This window comes from Brevibacterium picturae (assembly GCF_030453725.1).
Taxonomy (GTDB): Bacteria; Actinomycetota; Actinomycetes; order Actinomycetales; family Brevibacteriaceae; genus Brevibacterium; species Brevibacterium sandarakinum_A.
On record NZ_JAKDJU010000256.1, the window covers coordinates 1 to 3107 of the forward strand.

Sequence of the window (3107 nt, forward strand, 5' to 3'; positions counted from 1 at the left end):
CGCCATTCGAACCACGTTGGGCAGCGAATGAGGAGATGACCACGATGTCCGTGCCCTCCCTGTCCCCCGGCCCCTCACCTCTCGATCTGCCGCGCCTCGAATCCGCACTGCCGACGGCCGCTGCGGACTCTCCCGATTTCTCCGATGCGCCCAGCAATCGCTCCTTCTTCGTCACCTGGATCCTGTCGCTGACTCTGGGTTTCCTCGGTGCCGACCGTTTCTACACGGGCCGCTTCGCCACCGGCGCGCTCAAGCTTGTGACACTGGGCGGTCTGGGGCTGTGGTGGGTCGTCGATCTCGTCATCGTCATGGCCGGCGGACTTCGCCGCGGTCGCCGCCGCCTGCGCGGATACGACGAGTGGAAGGAAGTCGCCTGGATCGCCACGGGGTTCGTCCTCATCATCGCCTATTCTCTGCAGCTCGACGAGCTGATTTCGGCACTGCTGACACAACTGTTGTGAAATTTAGCCCACCCTTTCCTGAATTCCCCGCGTTCTCGGTTTAGGCTCGCATCAAGTACAGACCGAGGAAGCTCAACGAAAGGTCAGTTCCCCATGGTTAGTCAGCTCGGAGGAGACTCAACAGGAAAGCGGGTGGCTCAGGCCGCTGCTGCCGTCTCAGCGCTCGGGCTCGGCGCCCTTGCCGCCTGGGACGTGACACAGAAGAAGCACTCTATTCTGCGCAACTATCCGGTCGCCGGCCACGCACGGTATCTGCTCGAGTCGATTCGCCCGGAGATCCAGCAGTACTTCATCGAACGGAACTGGGACGGCCGCCCGTTCAACCGCAATACGCGCGCGACGATCTACGAACGCGCCAAAGGCAAGCATGCCGAACGCGCCTTCGGCACCGAACGCGATGTCAATCGCACGGGCTACGAGGCCCTCATGCACTCGAATGTTCCGATCACGAACTCCCCTGCTCCCCCACGGATCCGGGTCGGCGGTGCGGAATGCACGCAGCCCTACGACATCTCCCTCCTCAACGTCTCGGCCATGAGCTTCGGTTCGCTGAGTGACAATGCAGTGCGCTCGCTCAACAAGGGCGCGGCCATGGGCGGCTTCGCCCAAGACACCGGTGAAGGCTCGATCACGCCCTATCACCGTGAGTCCGGCGGCGACCTGATCTGGGAGCTGGGCACCGGGTACTTCGGTGCCAGAACCCCCGAGGGCGCCTTTGATCCGGAAGTCTTCGCGAGAAAGGCGAAGGACCCGCAGGTCAAGATGGTCTCGCTCAAACTCTCCCAAGGCGCCAAACCCGGCATCGGCGGCGTCCTGCCCGGCCCGAAGGTCACAGAGGAGATCTCAGAGATCCGCGGCATCCCCGTCGGCAAGACCTGCATCAGCCCCCCGAACCACACTGTGTTCTCCACCCCGATCGAGCTCCTGCACTTCATCGAGCAGATGCGCGAGCTCTCCGGCGGCAAACCTGCCGGGTTCAAGCTCTGCGTGGGGTCGCGCACCGAATTCCTCGCCATCTGCAAGGCGATGGTCGAAACGGGAATCACCCCCGACTTCATCATCGTCGACGGCTCCGAAGGCGGGACCGGCGCCGCTCCCCTCGAATTCGAGAACCACGTCGGCCTGCCGCTGACACAGGGCCTGATGATTGTTCACAATGCGCTGATGGGCGCGGGCCTGCGTGATCGCATCAGGATCGGTGCGGCAGGGAAGATCGCGAGCGGCTCCGACATCGTCAAGCGACTCATCCAGGGTGCCGACTTCACAATGGCGGCTCGCGCCATGATGATGGCCGTCGGCTGCATTCAGGCTCAGGTCTGCCATACCGGCAAGTGCCCCGTCGGCGTCGCGACCCAGGATCCCCGCCGAGCTCGCGCCATCGATGTTCCCGACAAGTCGACTCGCGTGAGGAACTACCACGACGGCACCGTCGCCGAGGCGCTTCGTCTGATGGCGTCCATGGGCGTAGCCCACCCGGATGAGCTGGAACCGACGATGCTGCGCCGCAACGTCTCGGAGTCCGAATCGTGGTCCTACGCCCGACTCTACGACTGGCTCAAACCCGGCGAGCTGCTCAACGGCGCTCCCGATGATTGGGCCGCGGACTGGGAGACGGCGCAGGCCGATTCCTTCGCCATACCTCACGGCCACAGCCGCTGAAACGTCGGTCGTCGAGAAACTCGGCACGACATTAAGCGAGACATCGGCAACACATCAGGCGATACAGGAGACAGCCATGACTACCCTCGTCCTACTCCATTCCGCTCTGGGCAAGACCCCCGGCATCGATGTGATCGCCGAACGTTACACAGCTGCGGGGCATACCGTCTTCGCTCCTGACTTCTACGAGGGCCGGACGTTCACGGAGGCCGAGGCGGGGGTCGGCCACGCGCAGGAAGTCGGGTTCTCACGACTCGTCGACCGCGTGAGCGCGGCCTGCGCGGATCTGCCGGATGAGATCGTGTTCGCCGGTCTCTCGCTCGGGGCCGGCATCGCTCAGCAGATGGGCAAGAACGATTCGCGGGCACGCGGCGCGCTCCTCTGCCACGGCGGCGGCTTCCCCAAGCCGACGCGGTGGCAGGAGAACGTGCCCGTCCAGATCCATTTCTCCGTCGACGACGCCTGGCGGGATGCGGGTGCGCCGGAGAACCTGCTGGAGTCGGCGGCCCGAGCAGGGGCCCAGACAGAGTATTTCCTCTACCCGGGCGCGACCCACCTATTCAGCGACCCGCTGGTCGCCGACTACCGCGCTGACAGTGCCGATCTCCTCTTCGCACGCGCACTGACGTTCCTCGAACGAGTCTGAATTCTGCGGCACTGCACGCCGAGCGGACCACTTAGCGTCGAGAGGTGAGGCTATAACCTGCCCCCTCGACGCTAAGTTGTCCGCTCGATGCAGGTTGGGCGCCACCATCGGCCGCGCCACCATCGGCCGCCCGACGTCGAGAGCAGACCGCAACCTCGAGAGTCGAGTTCAGGCCTGAAGTCAGCTTTCGACGCTGCGGTCGACTCTCGACGGTGAGACCGATGCGGAGCGCGGGCAATGGTCACCGGTTGCCTGGCTGGGGCGCAGTCCCTTCTGGGCTGAGAAGGACTACCTGCGTTTCAGTCCATCACCAGGCCGTTGTCGACGACGAGGTTCTGGCC

3 protein-coding genes are annotated in these 3107 nt (G+C 64.4%); all 3 read left to right on the top strand.

The genetic code is table 11. From position 1 onward, the window contains the following. On the top strand, positions 1 to 461 hold a 461-nt coding region (locus L0G76_RS15115), incomplete at its 5' end, for a TM2 domain-containing protein (RefSeq protein ID WP_304357971.1). Between the two features lie 93 nt (positions 462 to 554). After that, entirely contained in the window at positions 555 to 2120 is a 1566-nt protein-coding gene (locus L0G76_RS15120; protein ID WP_304357972.1) for an FMN-binding glutamate synthase family protein, read from the top strand. A 76-nt stretch (positions 2121 to 2196) separates the two neighbouring features. Further along, positions 2197 to 2766 (top strand): dienelactone hydrolase family protein, encoded by a 570-nt coding sequence (locus tag L0G76_RS15125; RefSeq protein WP_304357973.1) that lies wholly within the window; start codon positions 2197 to 2199, stop codon positions 2764 to 2766. Positions 2767 to 3107: the final 341 nt, after the last annotated feature.

What these genes read in the sequence shown, in the direction of transcription:
- L0G76_RS15120 (WP_304357972.1), top strand. Translation starts at nt 555, where the DNA reads ATGGTTAGTCAGCTCGGAGGAGACTCAACAGGAAAGCGGGTGGCTCAG.
- L0G76_RS15125 (WP_304357973.1), top strand. Translation starts at nt 2,197, where the DNA reads ATGACTACCCTCGTCCTACTCCATTCCGCTCTGGGCAAGACCCCCGGC.